General features: G+C 55.4%; 13 protein-coding genes. 7 read left to right on the forward strand and 6 right to left on the reverse strand.

Going from position 1 to position 16,393, the window contains the following annotated elements:
- Nucleotides 1-61: 61 nt before the first annotated feature.
- From dnaG to CSR02_RS10885, 7 genes are all read left to right on the forward strand, one after another.
- Complete coding sequence (gene dnaG / locus CSR02_RS10855; protein WP_099541637.1) at nucleotides 62-1,900, forward strand: DNA primase; 1,839 nt, start codon at nucleotides 62-64, stop codon at nucleotides 1,898-1,900.
- A gap of 145 nt (nucleotides 1,901-2,045) precedes the next feature.
- Nucleotides 2,046-4,037: an RNA polymerase sigma factor RpoD gene (gene rpoD, locus CSR02_RS10860; RefSeq protein WP_042786702.1), complete on the forward strand. Its 1,992-nt coding sequence runs from the start codon at nucleotides 2,046-2,048 to the stop codon at nucleotides 4,035-4,037.
- Nucleotides 4,027-4,608: a GNAT family N-acetyltransferase gene (locus tag CSR02_RS10865; protein ID WP_099541638.1), complete on the forward strand. Its 582-nt coding sequence runs from the start codon at nucleotides 4,027-4,029 to the stop codon at nucleotides 4,606-4,608. The genes rpoD and CSR02_RS10865 overlap by 11 nt, the downstream gene beginning before the upstream one ends.
- Before the next feature lie 166 nt (nucleotides 4,609-4,774).
- A complete protein-coding gene (gene rpsF / locus CSR02_RS10870) occupies nucleotides 4,775-5,233 on the forward strand; it encodes a 30S ribosomal protein S6 (protein ID WP_042786700.1) in 459 nt (152 codons plus the stop codon).
- A gap of 6 nt (nucleotides 5,234-5,239) precedes the next feature.
- Nucleotides 5,240-5,515 carry a 30S ribosomal protein S18 gene (gene rpsR / locus CSR02_RS10875; protein WP_003622836.1) on the forward strand — a complete coding sequence of 92 codons (276 nt, stop codon included), beginning with the start codon at nucleotides 5,240-5,242 and terminating at the stop codon, nucleotides 5,513-5,515.
- An 11-nt stretch (nucleotides 5,516-5,526) separates the two neighbouring features.
- Nucleotides 5,527-6,132 (forward strand): 50S ribosomal protein L9, encoded by a 606-nt coding sequence (gene rplI, locus CSR02_RS10880; protein WP_042786699.1) that lies wholly within the window; start codon nucleotides 5,527-5,529, stop codon nucleotides 6,130-6,132.
- Nucleotides 6,133-6,232: 100 nt separating this feature from the next.
- On the forward strand, nucleotides 6,233-7,444 hold the full coding sequence (locus tag CSR02_RS10885) for an SAM-dependent methyltransferase (RefSeq protein ID WP_099541639.1): 1,212 nt from the start codon (nucleotides 6,233-6,235) through the stop codon (nucleotides 7,442-7,444).
- A gap of 12 nt (nucleotides 7,445-7,456) precedes the next feature.
- On the opposite strand, the gene rsmA is transcribed toward CSR02_RS10885, so the two are convergent.
- The 6 genes from rsmA to CSR02_RS10915 all read right to left on the reverse strand — a co-directional run bounded on the left by rsmA (nucleotide 7,457) and on the right by CSR02_RS10915 (nucleotide 16,186).
- On the reverse strand, nucleotides 7,457-8,290 hold the full coding sequence (gene rsmA / locus CSR02_RS10890; protein WP_099541640.1) for a 16S rRNA (adenine(1518)-N(6)/adenine(1519)-N(6))-dimethyltransferase RsmA: 834 nt from the start codon (nucleotides 8,288-8,290) through the stop codon (nucleotides 7,457-7,459).
- A 4-nt stretch (nucleotides 8,291-8,294) separates the two neighbouring features.
- Complete coding sequence (locus CSR02_RS10895) at nucleotides 8,295-9,662, reverse strand: peptidylprolyl isomerase (RefSeq protein ID WP_042786696.1); 1,368 nt, start codon at nucleotides 9,660-9,662, stop codon at nucleotides 8,295-8,297.
- An 81-nt stretch (nucleotides 9,663-9,743) separates the two neighbouring features.
- The gene (locus CSR02_RS10900) at nucleotides 9,744-12,071 is read right to left on the reverse strand and encodes an LPS-assembly protein LptD (RefSeq protein WP_042786848.1); all 2,328 of its coding nucleotides are present in this window, start codon (nucleotides 12,069-12,071) and stop codon (nucleotides 9,744-9,746) included.
- Between the two features lie 6 nt (nucleotides 12,072-12,077).
- Complete coding sequence (lptG, locus tag CSR02_RS10905; protein WP_099541641.1) at nucleotides 12,078-13,190, reverse strand: LPS export ABC transporter permease LptG; 1,113 nt, start codon at nucleotides 13,188-13,190, stop codon at nucleotides 12,078-12,080.
- Nucleotides 13,191-13,206: 16 nt separating this feature from the next.
- The gene (lptF, locus tag CSR02_RS10910; protein WP_042786694.1) at nucleotides 13,207-14,412 is read right to left on the reverse strand and encodes an LPS export ABC transporter permease LptF; all 1,206 of its coding nucleotides are present in this window, start codon (nucleotides 14,410-14,412) and stop codon (nucleotides 13,207-13,209) included.
- A gap of 112 nt (nucleotides 14,413-14,524) precedes the next feature.
- Nucleotides 14,525-16,186, reverse strand: coding sequence for a hypothetical protein (locus CSR02_RS10915; RefSeq protein ID WP_099541642.1), 1,662 nt, complete (start codon nucleotides 16,184-16,186; stop codon nucleotides 14,525-14,527).
- Nucleotides 16,187-16,393: the final 207 nt, after the last annotated feature.

The following is a 16,393-nucleotide window of genomic DNA, read 5'->3' on the forward strand; positions in this document are numbered from 1 at the left end:
CGGCCCGATCTGGAATGGCTTTGTGCCCTCTGGTCGGGCTGCGTGATGAAACGGACAGTCAATGGCGATTGATTCAGCTTTTCTGGATGAATTGCGGGCTCGCACGCCCATTGCGTCCGTTGTCGGGCGTCGGGTCAAACTGGCCCGCTCCGGGCGGAACTGGAAAGGGTGCTGCCCCTTCCACGGTGAAAAAACGCCGTCCTTTTATGTGTATGATGATCATTTCCACTGCTTTGGTTGCGGTGTGCATGGAGATGTCATCTCCTTTGTCATGCAGATGGAAGGCAAGAACTTCCCTGAAGCTGTAGAGGAATTAGCCTCCAGCGCAGGCATGGAAGTGCCCAAGGATACGCGCCGCACGCAGGAAGAAGTGGCGCATGTGCGCTCGCTGGAAGATGTGCTGGTAGCTACACAGGAAATCTGGTCTCACGCCTTATACAGACCGGAAGGGCGTGCCGGGCTGGATTACCTGTTGGGGCGTGGCCTCACGCGGGAAACGCTGGAAACCTTCGGCCTCGGCTGGGCGAGCGAGAGGCGGGGAGAACTGGTTTCTGCCCTCGCGCCCAAAGGCATTACGCCCGAAATGATGGCTGAAGCCGGCCTGATGCGGGTGGATGAGCACGGCCACCCCAAGGGCGAGTTGTTCTGGGGGCGTGTTACTTTCCCCATTCGGGATCGCAAAGGGCGGCTGGTTTCCTTTGGTGGGCGTATTCTGGGTGATGGGCAGCCCAAATATCTTAACGGGCCGGAAACCCCTGTTTTTTCCAAGCGGCGGCTGTTGTTCGGGCTGGATCGTGCCCGGGCTGCCGTGCGTGCGCCGCGGCCCAAAGGTGTATTGGCGCCGGATTTGGTGGTGGTGGAAGGGTATATGGATGTTATTGCCCTGCATCAGGCCGGTTTTACGGGGGCTGTGGCCCCGCTGGGCACAGCGTTAACGCCTGAGCAGCTAGAGGCGCTCTGGCAGGTCGATCGTGCACCCATTCTGTGTTTTGATGGGGATGCAGCCGGGCGCAGGGCTGCGGTTAAGGCGGCGGAAACCGGGCTGCCGCTGCTCAAGCAGGATTATTCCCTACGCATTTGTCTGCTACCCGATGGAGAAGACCCGGATAGCTTGGTGCGCACACGCGGGCACCAGGCCGTGGCGGAAATGTTTGCGGCTGCCCAGCCTTTGTCTGAGGTGCTGTTTGATCTGCTGAGCGCAGGCATCAACAATCCGGGGCCAGAAGAGCGAGCGGCACTGCGGCGCAGGCTGACAGAAGTTGCCGCCCTTATTCCAGACAAGGTACTGGCATCCGAATATCGGTCCACGTTGCTGGATCGGTTTTTTGCAACATTTCGGCGTGGCGGTGGCAAATGGGGCGGGCAGGGCCGTAACAAAGCCAATGTGCCGGCCTCTGTGCCCGGTGCGCTGCCAGTAGAGATGGACCAGGCGCGTGAGCGTCAGCGCCTGATGCTGGAATTGCTGCTTTTACATCCAACGTTGGTGCCAGAGGTAGAAGAGGCTCTGTGTCGGCTTGATCTGCCCGCGGATTTTGCCGAGATACGTGCCCTTTTGCTTGATCTTTCTGCCGAAGGTGAATTGCCACAAAGCGGTGCCGCGTTATATGTATGGCTGCGGGAAGAAAACGCGGAAGAAACCATTCGCCCCGTAATGCGTGAAAGCTGCGCGGCTATGGCAGAAAGTAAGGCAGAAGACCCTGCACGCACTGTTGCGGCAAGAACACAGTGGTGGCATTTTTATGGTTTGCTTTACGGCCCGCAATTTATTCAGGAAGTCAATAGGGAGGTTGCGCGGTTTGTTGAGAAAGGCGGAGATTCCGCTGAATGGCAACGCTTACAGGCGCGACTGCAGGCGATGGAACGCCTAAAACGCGGCGGTTTGGACGACGCCGAGCTATAAGGCAATAAATGTGTTCAGGGCGTGTTCCCCTTGACTTCACGCGCAGGATATCCCACGTCCTGCCCGCCCTGAAAAGAGAACAGTACATAGTAAACTGGTCGTTCTGCATTCTGTTCGGATGCGGGCGGGGAGGAGCAGGTCTGGCATGGCGACAAAAACGGCATCAACCAACGCAGCGCAGGAACAGGATGGGGATACCACTCTGCTTGATACGCGGTCTTCTGCAGTCAAAAAACTGATTGCCAAAGGGCGTGAGCGGGGATGCATCACGTTTGATGAGCTGAATGCCGTGCTCCCGCAGGACAAGATGTCTTCTGAACAGATTGAAGACATTATGGCCGTGCTGTCTGAAATGGGTATTCAGGTTGTCGAAAACGAAGATAACGACAACGAGGAAGCCGAACCCAAAAAAGCTGCCGCGGAAAGCGAAGATGCAGAGGAAGAAGCCGAGGCCGAATCCGAAACGGAAACCGAAAGCCCAACCGGCAATGTAAATGCCGAAAGCGTAGGCCGTACGGATGACCCCGTGCGGATGTATCTGCGTGAAATGGGCACGGTGGAATTGCTCTCTCGCGAGGGCGAAATTGCCATTGCCAAGCGGATTGAGGCCGGCCGCGATGAAATGATTGGCGGCTTGTGTGAAAGCCCGCTGACATTCCGCGCCATCATCTCGTGGCATGAGATGATCCGGAACAATGAAATGCTGCTGCGTGACATTGTAGATCTGGAAGCCATGCAAAGTGGCGGCAACCCGCTGGAAGAAGGCGGAGACGGCACGTTTAGCGAAGCCGAATCTGATTCGGATGCGGAAGAAACAGAAGAGCCGGAAAACGAGGGCGAAGGCGATATTGAAAGCGAAGGCAGCGGCCTTTCCCTTTCTGCGCTGGAAGAAAAGCTCAAGCCGGAAATTCTGGCGCATTTTGATGAAATTGAGCCGCTTTACGCCGAACTGCGCAAGTTGCAGGTGCAGCGGATTGAAGCCCTGACATCTGGTGAAGATGTTGATGGCAATTTTGAAGAAAACTACGTTGCCCTGCGTGAAAAACTGGTGGGCAAAGTGGAGCAGGTGCACCTGCACAACAACCGGATTGAAGATCTGGTGGCCCAGCTCAAGCAGATGTTCCAGAAGCTGAACATGCTGGAAGGGCGGATGCTGCGTCTGGCAGAAAGCTGCCGTGTTTCGCGTGAAGATTTCTTGCTGAAGTATCGTGGACGTGAGCTTGATCCAGGCTGGATGGAAATGGTCTCCGGTTTGTCCGGGCGATCATGGAAGAACTTTGTAGCCAAACATGCCAATACGGTGGTGGGGCTGCGTGATCAGGTTGCAAAACTGGCGCAGGAAACGGGTTTGCCAATTGGTGAATTCCGCCGTGTGTATGCAACGGTTGCGCGTGGTGAGCGTGATTCTGCCCGCGCCAAAAAGGAAATGATTGAGGCCAACCTGCGCCTTGTTATTTCCATTGCCAAAAAATACACCAACCGTGGCCTTCAGTTTCTTGATCTGATTCAGGAAGGCAATATCGGCCTGATGAAGGCGGTGGATAAGTTTGAATATCGCCGTGGCTACAAGTTCTCCACCTATGCAACATGGTGGATCAGGCAGGCTATTACGCGCTCCATTGCAGATCAGGCGCGTACAATCCGTATTCCGGTGCATATGATCGAAACGATCAATAAGCTGGTGCGCACCTCTCGCCAGATGTTGCATGAAATCGGGCGTGAACCTGCACCGGAAGAACTGGCTGAAAAGCTGGGTATGCCGCTGGAAAAAGTGCGCAAGGTGCTGAAAATTGCCAAGGAGCCCATCTCCCTCGAAACCCCGATCGGGGATGAGGAAGATAGCCATCTGGGTGATTTTATTGAGGATAAAACAGCCATTATCCCGCTGGATGCCGCTATCCAGACCAACCTGCGTGAGGCCACAACGCGCGTTCTGGCCTCTCTTACCCCGCGTGAGGAACGTGTGTTGCGTATGCGCTTTGGTATTGGCATGAACACGGACCATACGCTGGAAGAAGTTGGCCAGCAGTTTAACGTAACGCGTGAACGTATCCGCCAGATTGAAGCCAAGGCTCTGCGCAAGCTCAAACATCCAAGCCGCAGCCGTAAGCTGCGTTCCTTCCTGGATGATAACTGATCTAAACTTTAATGCCGAATCCACAACGCGCATGAAGGTTATTGTAACCTTCATGCGTATGGTTTCTCCGCCACAACATACGCCACTGGCTTTGCCGGAGGGATGGTGTGTGCAGGAGCATATTCGGCCTGATGTGGCTGGGTACCGGCTTTTGCAGGACCGGGTTGGGCGAGAGTATTGCTGGTGGATGCGGCAGGCAGCTTCGGATAATTCCCTGGCGCATTTTCTGCAAACTGCACCCGTTAATATCGGCCTGTTACGGCATGGGCAGCAGATCCAAGGTTTTTTTGAGCTGGATCTGGCAGATCCACAGTCTGTAAACCTTTCTTATTTTGGCCTGTTTCCCGAAGCCGTCGGTCATGGGGTTGGGCGCGCTTTTCTGGATCATGTGCTCCGTTTGGCATGGCGCAATGGCCCGCAATCTGTGCGTGTGAACACCTGTAATGCAGATCATCCACGCGCGCTTCCTTTGTATCAGCAGGCAGGTTTCAAGATTATCCGGCGTGTTGAAGAAGTTTGGGATGTGCCCGATAGGCTGGGTATTCCTGTGCCACAGCATTTGCGTGTGTGAATCTTTCTTGCTTTTACCGTCTAAATATGATTGAGACTGCACTTTCCCTGCCGGGTTCATGGCATTGGCCCGGCTATACCCGCAGCTTCAGATTTTAAAACTCTGTGGCACCGTAAGCCGGAAGGGTTCGGCACGGGTGGGTTGATTGTATCCGAAGGGAGTAAACATGCCACTTTATGAAACCGTGCTGATTGCGCGGAATGACATTTCCCAGCAGCAGGTGGATGCCATTCTTGATGGTATTGCCGCCCAGATTGAAGCCGATGGCGGTGCCGTGCGCAAGCGCGAGTACTGGGGCCTGCGCAGCCTTGCCTATCGTATCAAAAAGAACCGCAAGGGCCACTATGCCCTTCTGGGTCTGGAAGCGCGTTCTGAACTGGTGAAAGAAATTGAACGCCAGCTTGCTCTGAACGAAGACGTTCTGCGTCTGCTGACACTGCGCGTTGAAGAAATTGACGAAGCTCCGTCTCCGGTTCTGTCCCGCAAGGGTGATGACCGCGGTGACCGTGGCTTCCGTGGCCCCAAACAGTCTGGTGGCCGTTTTGAAAGTGGCCGGAACCGTCGCAGCGGTGGTGAAGACCGCAGCAACGCTGAACAGCCAGCTGACAACGCAGCAGCGGAGTAATCCAGAATGTCTGATACAATGGAAGTCAACCCCGCCGCCCGTCGCCCGGCCGTGGGTGCGCGTCGTCCGTTCTACCGTCGTCGCAAGTCCTGCCCGTTCTCCGGTCCCAACGCGCCGAAGATCGATTACAAGGACGTGCGTCTGCTCAGCCGCTTCCTGTCCGAACGTGGCAAGATCGTGCCGAGCCGCATTACGGCGGTTTCCGCAAAGAAGCAGCGTGAACTGGCGCAGGCTATCAAGCGTGCCCGCTTCCTGGCTCTGCTTCCCTACGTTGTAAGCTGAGGGAGCGATCAATGGCTGCTACAGAAGTAATCCTGCTTCAGCGCGTCGAACATCTGGGTCAGATGGGCGATGTGGTGAAGGTACGTCCGGGTTTTGCCCGTAACTATCTGCTGCCACAGGGCAAGGCTATTCGTGCGAACGATGCCAACCGTGCCCGTTTTGAGCGTGAACGCGCTCAGCTGGAAGCACAGAACATCAAGCGTCGTGAAGAAGCTGAACGTCTGTCCGAACGGATGGAAGGTCTGGCTGTCATCCTGATCCGTCAGGCTGGCGATAGCGGTAGCCTGTATGGTTCCGTCAGCACGCGCGATGTTGCGCAGGCTGTTACGGAAGCAGGCTTCACCATTTCTCGCCAGCAGGTTTTCCTTGCACACCCCATTAAGTCTCTGGGGCTGTACGAAGTGAAAATCGCGCTGCACCCGGAAGTGGTTGTGCCGGTTATTGTCAACGTGGCACGTTCTGAAGAAGAAGCAGAACGTCAGGCTCGTGGCGAAGCTGCTTCTCCTGAAGAAGAAGCTGAAGTTGCAGGTGATGACGCCATTGTTGAAGGCGAACTCATTACCGATCCAGCAGAAATTGCTGAAGCAGAAGCTGCTTCGGCAGAAGCTCACGCTTAATCTGCTATCTGCATTTTTCATGCGGAAGAAGCCCGGAAATTCTTTTCCGGGCTTTTTTTTTGCGCGTATGCTGCAATCAATTTTCTGAAGGAGACGCGGCATGAAGCACGTTCTTGATCGTATTCTGCGGCACTTTATTGCAGATGGTCAGTTGCAGGTGCGCTGGCCTGATGGAAGCACAAGCCTGTATAAAGGGCGTAATCCCGGCCCATCAGCAGGTGTTGTGCTGCATAATCAGGCTGCTGTGCGAGCCATGGTGATAAACCCCGGCCTTGGGTTTGGTGAAGCCTATATGGACTCTCACCTCGATCCACTGGATTGCACACTCTATAATTTGCTGGATGTGCTGATGCTTAACGCCATGCGCCCCGGTGGCCATGTGGCGGAACGTCTGGCTTCGGCCCTGCGGTATGTACGCCGTGGATGGATACAGTTTAACCCCATCAAGCGCGCGCAGCAGAATGTGGCGCATCATTATGATCTGGATAACCGGCTGTATTCTTTGTTTCTAGATAAAGACTGGCAATATTCCTGCGCCTATTTCCGGCATGGAACAGAAACGCTGGATGAGGCGCAAGCTGCCAAAAAGCACCATATTGCAGCCAAGTTACTGCTTAACCGGCCGGATTTGGAAGTTCTGGATATTGGCTGCGGTTGGGGCGGTATGGCCCTTACCTTGGCCAAGGATTACGGAGCGATTGTAACTGGCATCACCCTTTCTCATGAACAGCTGGCCTTTGCACGCAAACGTGCTACGGATGCCGGGTTGGAAGGGCGCGTACGGTTTGAACTTCTGGATTATCGCAACCTGCACCGGCGTTTTGACCGGATTGTCTCGGTTGGTATGTTTGAACATGTAGGGGTAGGGCATTACCGCCAGTTTTTTGATGTTATCAAAAATGCGCTGGTGGAAGATGGTGTGGCTCTTGTGCATTCCATTGGCCGAAGCGATGGGCCGGGCACAACAAACCCGTGGGTAAACAAATATATTTTCCCCGGTGGATATTCCCCAGCGTTAAGTGAGGTCTTTGCAGCTGTTGAACCCACTGGCCTGTGGGTAACGGATTGTGAAATCCTGCGTTTGCATTACGCCAAAACCATTGCCATCTGGCGTGAACGTTTTGCGGCCAAACGTGCTGAGGCTGTGGCTTTGTATGATGAACGTTTTGCCCGGATGTTTGAATTTTACCTCAATGCTGCGGAACTGGCTTTCCGTGTGCAAGGGCATATGAACTTTCAGCTTCAGCTCTCCCGTTCCATTTCTGCCGTGCCGTTTACGCGGGATTATATGGCCGCAGCAGAAAAGGAATAAGGCGCTTCAGATTTATTGCGCTGATAAGGCAAAATGCGCACGTGCCAAGCGGTCAAACTCTGCAATATCCAGAGTTTCCGCGCGGCGCGTGCCGTCTATTTCCGCCGCAGCCAAAAGCGTCTCACCATTCAGTCCTTTTAGGGCCCCGCGCAGCATTTTCCGCCGTTGCCCAAAGGCGGCTGCCGTAACGCGTTCCATTGCTTTGAAAAGAGCTGGCTCAGGCTGCTGGGCATGAGGTGTAATGCTGGCAACGGCAGACCACACGGCTGGAGGCGGTGAAAAGGCACCCGGCGGCAGCTTCATGACAATGGCACAATCTGCACACCATTGGGCCAGCACCGCCAGACGTCCGTAATGTTGGCTGTTGGGGGCGGCGCAAATGCGTTCAGCCACTTCCAGCTGAAACATCAGGGTAAGCCGCTCCCACGCGTTCCCTTGCCTAAGCCAGCCAACCAAAAGCGGGGTGGCCACATTGTAAGGCAGGTTGGCAATAATCTGGCGGGGTGCGGGGCAAAGCTGTGTGAGGTCACACTTTAATGCATCGGCTTCCACCACCTTCAGGCGGTTTGGATAAAAGCTGGCCAGTTCCTGAATTACCAGTACTGCACGGCTATCCAGTTCCACTGCTGTTACGGATTCTGCAGGGCCGTTCAGCAAAGCCCGTGTCAGCCCACCGGGGCCGGGGCCAACTTCTACAACATGGCGGCCTTTTAGGTTGCCGGCCAATGAGGCAATGCGTTCTGTAACACCCGGATCAAGCAGAAAGTGCTGGCCAAGGGCTTTGCGCGCATCCAGCCCATGCCGATGGATAACATCGCGCAGGCTTTCCAGAGATGGGGCAGACAGGGCCTTATACCCCCTTCAGTTTGATATGCTTGTCAATAATGGCGCGGCGGTGCAGGTCACTATCCAACTGGCGGGCAGCCTGTTCCACACGTTCGTTCATCAACTGGTCGGCAATTTCGCTGGGCGAGCGGTTGGAAAAGTTCTTTTCCTTTTTGGTGCAGACCATCAACAGGTCAATCCCATCGCGCGAGACCAGCGGGCGCGATACCTTGCCTTCGGGAAGATCAGCCAGCAGAGACTGCATTTGCGGGTTCAGGCGTTCCAGCGGCATTTCACCCGGATCTGTGGGGCGTTTTTCACCTTCTGCCTTGTTAAGGGCTTCCATTTCCGTGCAGCTATGGGTGTTCTGGATCACCTGCATGGCTTTTTGCAGGGTGGATTCCTGCTGCGGCGTAATATGCTGCGGGTCCAGCGGTGTATCAAAGGACAGGAACACCTGCCGAATGGTAATCAGGTGGCCCATTTCATGCCCGATTACACGCTTGCCGTTAAGCGTGATGATCACATAGCCACCCGGTACCTTGATGGGGTTGGAGATAGCCCCAACGCCAACAGGCATTTGCCGTACAACCTGCACCACAGAAGGGTCGAGTTCATCTTCCTGCACCCAGCCCATGGAGCCCCCGTCCAGCGCTGTCTGACTTTGGGAGAACTGGGCCGCCACAATGGGGAAGGGTGCGCCCTTATGCAGTTCCTGAATAACCGTGTTGGTGAAATCCAGCTCTTCCTGATCGTGCCGGGGATCTTCCACTTTTACAAAAATTTCGGCCAGTTCATATTCCGTGCGGCCGTCTTCACGCTTGAGCGCAGCCTGACGTTGGGCAATGTCCTGCGCAGAGACGCGTGAGCGCGCGCCCAGTTCCTGCCTGAGCACCTGTATCCAGCCGATCTGCACACGGATCTGGTCGATCAGTGTGGTGAGGGAAACACCATCCTGCGCAAGGTGCTCGCGCAGTGTCCCTTCAGGCATGCCGTTGCGGCGCTCAATATTGGTAATGGCGCCTGCAATCTGTTCTGGCGGCACATTGATATGGCGGCTGAGAATTTCCTGTGTGCGCAGGCGTTCATCAATAAGCTGGCGGATAATCTGGGGCCGCAACCGTTCCATCAGATCAGGCGTAAGCGGCAGGCCGGTGGAAAGGGCAAACAGTTTGCCACGGTTATCAACGTCACGCTTGGTAAGCGGAATACTGTTGATAACAGCCAGAATCATGTCATCCGGTTCGGGCTGCGCAGGGGCTGCTGTCTGCTGTTGTGTTGTTGCGCTGGAGGTATGGCGTGTAGCGGCCTGCGCATAAGGTGCGCCACTTAGGGCCGGAACAGAAAGCGCGGCAAGGGAACAACAGGCCAGTGCAAGGGAACGCAGGCGCATACGGAACAGTCTTTCAGCTTTCTGCCAGATCAGGAACTTCGTTCCCTGATACCGGAGCGCGAGGCATTTTTGAAGCAGTTCTTACTTAAGACCGAAAGACCCAAGCGTTTTCAGGCTAACGGTGAACAGGAAGGTGGAGTTACGCTGCTGCCCGCCAATGGTGGTGTACTGCTTGAGATACATGAAATCGAGGCCGAAGCAGTCATTCGTGTACCCAATATCTCCACCCAGAGAAACAAATTCATGGCGGGAGAGGCTGCGGCGGGCAAAAGCGGAAAGATGCCAGTTGTCCCAGTCGGAGGAGAAACCACCACTGATTTCATTCGTGCGGACAGTGTAGAGCTGGTTCGGGTTATAGGAGCGATAGTTGGTGGCGTAGTAGTAATAGGGTGTAACTGGCTCATACACATAGCCGCCACGGATGCGGAAGTGTGGTACCCCGGCGCTGAACAGGGCATCACCAAAGTCAAATTTGCCGGTATAGGGGTTCAGCCGCATACGGGCGTTGAAGTCGAAATACTCGTTGGGTGAAACGCGGGCACGCGCTACGATATCCGAGGCATGATGATCCAGCCCGGAATAGGGCAGGCGGTCATGCTCGATATGTTCCTGAAAACTTTCCCCGGCCAGCAGGTCCACTTCATGGCCATCCCATGTCCAGTTGGCATGCACCCCAACATTGCCGCGCAGGCCGCCATCCAGCCTGTCCGTGCCCTGATAGCGGTTGAGTGAGAACAGCGTTGAATCCGTAAATTCATAGGCCATGCTGTCTTCGTTCGGAATCATGTCATTTGAACCCATCCCGGTGTTGGGGGCATAAATGGCCTGCACAATGGGTTCAATCAGCTGGGTGCCACGTCCCCGTTCAAACGAGCGTACAAACGGCCAGTTTGTTTTAAGGGCGATGGTTGGCAGAACCTGCCCGCTTACAACTGTGCGTGCTGTATTGTAGTAATTGGGCTGCTGGTACAGCTTGCGGGCGCGGTACACCATGGAATCAAGCCGCAGAGTAAGCAGGAACTGCTGGCCCTGACGGGAGCGCCACAGCCTATCCCAATTCAGCTGCAACTCACCGCGCTGATCCGCAGCACCGTTTTTACGATACACGTAAAAATCTGTGGTGTTTACGCTGGTGCGGCCGCCCAATGCATCGGGCTGGCCCACAAAGCTGTAGGTATAACGTGGCAGCGCCCACGGCAGATCGGTGTTGTGAATAACACCTTTGTTCAGGCCCTGATAGTATTGCCCATCAATACGCGTATAGGCGCCAGTGCCAAAGCCTTCAATATAGGCGTTGGAGTTTAGGGTATCAGACCCATAACCCTGCACACGGTAATCGCGCATATAGTCAGCAGAGGTGGCAAGGTTGATATTGGCCCCGGCGCGCCAGTGCTTGTCTATGGAGAACTGGCCGCGCGCAAACAGATAGCCCTGCACACCATGGTTGCCGCCACGGCCCACATCATCACCAAAGCCGTTGGTGTAACTGTTACTGCGATGCGTATCGTAAGCCAGACCGCCCTGAATGTTGATCTTGCCGAAGTTGAAGAAGTTTCGGTACTGCGCGCTGATCTGCGGCCCTGTTTTGGTGGAGAACAGACCCTGCACAGTCAGATCGGACTGATCATCAATCACCCAGTAATAGGGGATGGTGAAATACGTGCCCAGATAACGGTCATGCGGTGTAATGCCGGGCATAAGAAACCCGCTGTGCCGTTTTGCTGAAGGATCTGTCATGGAGAAATAGGGCAGGTAGATAACCGGAATGCCCAGAATATCCAGATAGGCATCACGGAAATCAATCTTCTTGTGTTCCAGATCCTGCGTGGCGTCATAGGCGCGGAACTGCCAGAATGGCGCACGGGTTTTGTCTTTTTCGCAAATTTCGCAGGCCGTATAAACAGCGCGGCTCATGACATTGATCTTGCCTGCCGTACGCCGCAGCCCGTTTGCCGCCAGTTTGGCGTTGTCCTGCATGGTGGCGTTCACGTGCATCATGATGCCATCCTTCATGCCGCCAGAAAGTTCGGCATAATGGGTGTACAGCACGGAACCATCGGGCTGGATGGTGGCCACGTTGCCGCGCGCGGCTATAACGCCGGTATCGCGGTCATATACAATGCGGTCTGCCCGCAGCACATGGTCGCCCTGCCATACCTGCACATTGCCAGTCCAGGTAACGGTGTGCTCAACATCGTTGTAGTCAACCCGGTCAGCCTGAAAGGTTGCGGGTTCATCCGGAGATGTCGGGCGTCCGGTATCAAGGTGCATCACCTGTGGGCGGAACTGCGCGTGCGCGTGCTTGGGCGGGTTGATGAAAAGACACGCGGCCATGCCCCCCAATGCGGTTGCCGCACTCAGGGTGGAACGACGGCGCAGCAAAGGGCTGCGGAAAGGCCGGCGGGCCACGGTCAATCAGCCATCCTCCAGATGAAGCAGCAACGAAACAGCCAGACACAACCCGGCCAGTGTAGGCGCCCATGCAGCCAGCATCGGCGGGAGTGCCCCCGAATTCCCGAACTGCTCTGCAACCTTGGATACGGTGAAAAGCAGAAAACCAGCCGCAACGCCAGACCCGATCATGCGGGCAACGCCCCCGCGCCGTGATGGACGCATGGAAAAACCCGCCGCAACCAGTGCCATAGTGCCTGCCAGCATGGGCAATGCCAGCAGGGACTGAAAATGAATACGATGGCGAATAGAAGAGAAACCGGAGCGATCAAGCAAGGAAATAAAGCCCGGCAGCGCCCAGACAGATAATGTTTCGGGGGAAGAAAAACTTTCCTGCACACGGCTGACCGTTAAATCTGTTGGCAGATCAATCTGGCCGACGGGGTGCAGCAGATCATTGGGGCGCACGACGGAGGCATCGTTTAAAATCCATTTCAATGTTCCCAGATACCCCTCAGGCGCCTCGATTCGCATCATCAGCCTGTCTTGGTGATCAAGGCGGAACACGCTCACATTACGGATACGGAGCAACCCATCCTTAAGTTGCACACCGCGCGCATGCAGCATGGCAACACCGTGGGGGTCAAACTGGGCATCAGATTGCCGTAGCCACAATGATCCGCTGGAAAGGCTGAGGGGGCCGCCGCCCGTGCGCAGATATTGCTGATCCAGTTCTTCTGCCCGGCGGTACATGGAAGAGGAAACCGGAGAAATTAGAGTAGTGAAAATGGCGCCAATCAACATGGCGCAGGCTACAGGGGCCGTTAGAAACTGCCATGCGGAAATACCAGCCGCACGTGCCACAATCAGTTCGGAAGAGCGGGTCAGCCGCCAGAAGCAGACAATCCCCCCCAACAGCATGCCAAAGGGCAGAATTTCCGTGGCAAAATAGGGCACATGCAGGGCTGCAATTTCTGTGACCACATTGGTGGAAACATCTGGCTTGGTGGCCACGCGGCGCAGCAGATCAATAAAATCAAACAGGCAGACAATGCCGGTGAGAGAGGCGATCATCGCCACAACGGAAAACACAAACTGCCGCGCAATATAGCGAGAGAGGGTAACGGCAACAATCATCAGGCCGAAAGCCCCTTCAGTTCTGTGTCAGGCGGGCAGCGGCGCGGTCTGCCAGCATTTCCGGAATAAACAGCACGCCTGCGCATATCAGCCCCGGCAGCAATGCCACAAGCGGAATAAGCGGGATAAGGGCCATGTTGCGGCTGGCCAGATTTTGCAGCAACAGGTTAATGGCCAGCAGCCCCACCACAGCAAGCACTGCGGCAAGGGGCCGCTTGATATTGCCGTAGCGCGAAAAAGCGCCCCGCAGCACAGCCATCAACCCCACCATGGCAAAGGAAAAGCAGGTAAGGGGGGATGTCAGACGGCGCCAGCCTTCTACCTTAAATTTGCCTGTATCACGCACGGAAACTTCTTGGGGGTCCGGGTGCAGCAATTCCCCCAAAGACATTTCAGCCGCATCCCGAAAGCGGGCATCTTCTTGGTGTGCAGAAGACAGGTCCATGGAATCCTGCTTGAAAATCAGCATGTTCAGGCGGCCTGTCTTGTGGTCGATCACCTGCCGCGAACCATCATACAGGATCACGCGTGGGGTATCATTCACGATCATCATGGACCCATGATTGGCCAGAATTGTGGCCTGATTACCCGGTTGCCGATCATCTTCCACCATAATGCCGTGCAGCGTGCCATCATGGCTGCGGGAGCGGATATACACCGTCATCGCATCCGAAACCTTGGTGAACACGCCTTCTTGCAGCATGAATGCGGCCATCTTGTTGCGGATATCAAATTCGTACTGTCGGAAGGCGTGGTAGGATGTGGGCACAATCCAGAGGTTCAGCAAAAAACCTGCCATAGTGGCCATAAGTGCACACCCCAGCCCGGCTTTGGCCAGCGCAAATTGCGAAAGCCCGGCCGCCTGCATAACCGTAAGCTCCCGGTCCCCCGCAAGGCGCTGATACACAAACAGGCTGACCACAAAAGTGGTAATGGGCAGCACCACGGCCACGAAGGAGGGAATGAGCAGGCTTGTCAGCTCTACAAACACACGCAGGGAAAGCCCTCTGTCCACTACCAGAGAGACAAAGCGCAGAGATTGCATAAGCCAGATGAGCGCGGCCAACCCCCCGGTGGTTGCCAGCAGTGCCACCATAAGCTGGTGGAACACATACCTGTCCAGCGTGAGGAAACGCGATTTCAGCCAAGACTGAAGTGAACGGACGGTCATACGTCTGTTATCTACTTCACCTGTGCGGGAGGCAACAGCCTTGTCATGCATAAAGCCGGTGGCGGCGTGTTGCTTTAGCCCGGTTTTTCTTGAAAAGTGACAGTTCTATTGGCGGAAACGCTGGGAAAACCTGCGTTTTCTTTTTTCGGTTTCCGCCAGATTCCTAGAAAAGAAGAATCACACCACCGGCAGCCGTGTTGTCGCTTTCCTTGTAAGGGCCATGCGCAGCAGAAGATGTATGCGTGTATTCGCCCACCAGATTGAGCCAATCCGTAAGCTGGTAAAATACAGCCCCCACTTCAGACTGGTTGCGCCGCACAAGGGTCGGGCTGTTTTCACCCGGGGCCTGATACAGGTTACTTACGCCATAACTGCCCACCAGCTTAAGCCTTTTGGTGGCATGGTAGGCCCCCTGCACATAATACCCTTCAGAGGCGCGCTTGCGGCCGTTTTGGCCTACACCATCAAAAAACAGCCCCGTCGTGCCCAGCCCACTGCCGCGGTAGTAGTAGGCAACGCCTTCAAGCGGGCCATAGGTTACTTTGGTGCCAATGTCTCCGGCTTCTGCCGTTACACCCTTGCGGCTATCCGTATTCAGCAAATTGCTTTGTAGGGCCTGCTGGTGCTGTACCAGAAAACTGGCCCAGATCCGTGTCTGCACTTCACCCAACTTGAAATCGTAGGTGACCTTGCCCTGAATCATGGGAGAGGAATGGTGCTCGGATGAAGACGATAGATCGCCCCCGGCAAAGTTGAATTCATCCAGCGGCTGGAAGATGCCAACGGTTCCCTGGAAACCATGGATTGTGGGGGAGGCGTAGGAAATCTGTGGAATCCAATCTGCGTACACATAACCCACGCCAATACGGCCTAAAGATGTGTTGCCCGGAGCAGCATTGTTGCCCGATGCGCCTACGCTCAGCAGCGTGGCATCATTCAGGATAGCATCGGAGCCGAACAGTGCCAGATCACGCCCAACCTTGAATGTGCCGATATTTTTATTGCCAAACGTGACGTAAACCTGACGCAGATCGATACCCGCTGTGCCAAGCCCAACGGGGCTACCGCCCGTGTTGGCGTTAAAGGCCCCGTTCTTGGCGTTATCAATGCCCGGATACATGCCCAAAACAGCAGAAATATCCATGCCGCGCTGAACAGTGCTAAGCTTGAGCACAAACCCGGCAGGCAACAGACCGTTACGTACTGCTGATGAATCAAACCCGCTGGAACCAGTGGAAACACCCCCCGCCACAGCCTGCCCGCCAGCGGGGCTGTTATAGGTGTAAAATCCGTTCACAAAGCCAGAAAGATTGATGTTGATAGGCCCCGCCATAAAGGTAAGGCCCTTGCCGGGCACATATTTTGCCACCCGCACCACATCATTGCCCTTAAGGGATTTGGCTGCTTCTTCTGCCGAGCGTGCGCTGGCTTCTGCGCGTTCTGCGGCACTTTCAGCCCGCATGCCAGAATTTTCTGCGCCGGGGTCAAACTTAATGCCGGGTTCGTATTCATCACCGCCCGTGCCATGCCCCCCAGCATGGGCTACCAGCCGGTGGCGTGCGCCGGATGTTGCCGAGCGTGCGGAACCAGAGCCACCCCTACCGCCAGAAGATGCGCGCTCGGTCTGCGCGGGGGAGGCCGCGTGGCGCACATGTTTGGCCAGCAGCGTATCATATTCATGCTTGGTCAGGCTGCCTTTGGCACGCAACACATCCAGCAGATCACTGTAATCATCAGCCAGAGCAGCTTTTGGCAGCATGGTGGGCGAACCAGCAACCGATGCGGCCATAACCGTGGCAACCAGCGCCTTTTTTCCCGATGCCATAAAACTGTGCTCCCCTAAAAACCTGCTCTCTCTTACTGTGGATCAGACTTCGCGCCGTCAATACGGCGCGAAAAGACAGCAGCTTTGTGAGCTTGAGATGAAAGGATGCAGGAAAACTGAGCACATTGGTAGGGAGTTCGCGGCTGTTTGATAGGGAACAAACAGCAAAAAATGTTGATTCCCAAATGTAACAAAATAAAGAGAATC

The organism is Acetobacter pomorum, from assembly GCF_002738225.1.
Lineage (GTDB): Bacteria > Pseudomonadota > Alphaproteobacteria > Acetobacterales > Acetobacteraceae > Acetobacter > Acetobacter pomorum.

Excerpts from the sequence above, each read along its gene's own strand:
- rplI (WP_042786699.1), top strand. The coding sequence starts at position 5,527 with ATGGCTGCTACAGAAGTAATCCTGCTTCAGCGCGTCGAACATCTGGGT.
- rpoD (WP_042786702.1), top strand. The coding sequence starts at position 2,046 with ATGGCGACAAAAACGGCATCAACCAACGCAGCGCAGGAACAGGATGGG.
- rpsF (WP_042786700.1), top strand. The coding sequence starts at position 4,775 with ATGCCACTTTATGAAACCGTGCTGATTGCGCGGAATGACATTTCCCAG.
- rpsR (WP_003622836.1), top strand. The coding sequence starts at position 5,240 with ATGTCTGATACAATGGAAGTCAACCCCGCCGCCCGTCGCCCGGCCGTG.
- lptF (WP_042786694.1), bottom strand. The coding sequence starts at position 14,412 with ATGCATGACAAGGCTGTTGCCTCCCGCACAGGTGAAGTAGATAACAGA.
- dnaG (WP_099541637.1), top strand. The coding sequence starts at position 62 with ATGGCGATTGATTCAGCTTTTCTGGATGAATTGCGGGCTCGCACGCCC.
- CSR02_RS10895 (WP_042786696.1), bottom strand. The coding sequence starts at position 9,662 with ATGCGCCTGCGTTCCCTTGCACTGGCCTGTTGTTCCCTTGCCGCGCTT.
- CSR02_RS10885 (WP_099541639.1), top strand. The coding sequence starts at position 6,233 with ATGAAGCACGTTCTTGATCGTATTCTGCGGCACTTTATTGCAGATGGT.
- CSR02_RS10865 (WP_099541638.1), top strand. The coding sequence starts at position 4,027 with ATGATAACTGATCTAAACTTTAATGCCGAATCCACAACGCGCATGAAG.
- CSR02_RS10915 (WP_099541642.1), bottom strand. The coding sequence starts at position 16,186 with ATGGCATCGGGAAAAAAGGCGCTGGTTGCCACGGTTATGGCCGCATCG.
- lptG (WP_099541641.1), bottom strand. The coding sequence starts at position 13,190 with ATGATTGTTGCCGTTACCCTCTCTCGCTATATTGCGCGGCAGTTTGTG.